This window comes from Alcanivorax sp. HI0083, from assembly GCF_001635175.1.
This window is the reverse complement of the sequence record NZ_LWFX01000135.1, coordinates 1-954: the sequence shown is the minus strand read 5'-3', so window position 1 is coordinate 954 and position 954 is coordinate 1. Positions and strand designations below refer to the sequence as shown.

The following is a 954-nucleotide window of genomic DNA, read 5'->3' as shown; positions in this document are numbered from 1 at the left end:
GGCGACCATTTCCCGGGACCAGTATGCGTTGAATAACGTCATGAGCTTCATGCCGGACAGCCTGTACAACCTGGATTGCTCGCTGACACCGGTTTATGTGTTCCTGGACGATCACAAGGCTGAAACGTTGGAGCGTGTTACCGGTGCAGTGGCTGACTTTGCCGAGGCTCGTAACAACAAGGATGTGATGGAGCTGAAGCTGGCCTCCGGTAACGCCGGCGTGGAAGCGGCCACCAACCAAACCATCGCCGCCAGCCAGTACCCGATGCTGGCTCTGGTTTATGCGGTGGTGTCGGTACTGATCCTGATCGCTTTCCGCTCTTTCCGTGCGGTGATTTGTATCATTGTACCGCTGGGGCTTACCTCCATTCTCTGTCAGGCACTGATGGCTCACCTGGGTATCGGCGTAAAAGTCGCGACTCTGCCGGTGATCGCTTTGGGTGTAGGTATCGGTGTGGATTACGGCATTTATATCTACAGCAAGCTGTCTGAATACCTGAAGCAGGGTATGGAACTGGAAGATGCCTACAAGCAGACCCTGAAAACCACAGGTAAAGCGGGGCGTTCACCGGGATTACCCTGGCGGTGGGTGTTGTCTTCTGGGTCTTCAGTTCCATCAAGTTCCAGGCGGACATGGGCATCCTGCTGACCTTTATGTTCCTGTGGAACATGATCGGTGCCCTCTGGCTTCTGCCGGCTCTGGCTCGCTTCCTGCTCAAGCCGGACCCGGCCCGCGCCAAACTACGCAGTTAACTGGCGCGCTGATTTCGTTAGTTATGTTCAAGCCCGGCTCTGCCGGGCTTTTTTTGTGCCGCTTTGCGGCTGCAACACGGTTCACGCTGCAGGCAACATGCCCCGCGTAGCGGATGTTGGGAGGGGATAGCGCGTGGACCGGCTTTCCAATGGGTTCACCGTTCGCTTCACTGTCGGACACAAAACATCGAAGTCACCGGA

1 pseudogene is annotated in these 954 nt (G+C 56.4%); it reads left to right on the top strand.

Annotated features, from left to right (window positions below):
• A pseudogene (locus A3754_RS01535) lies at positions 1-753 on the top strand (efflux RND transporter permease subunit); the annotation flags it as partial.
• Between the last annotated feature and the right edge of the window lie 201 nt (positions 754-954).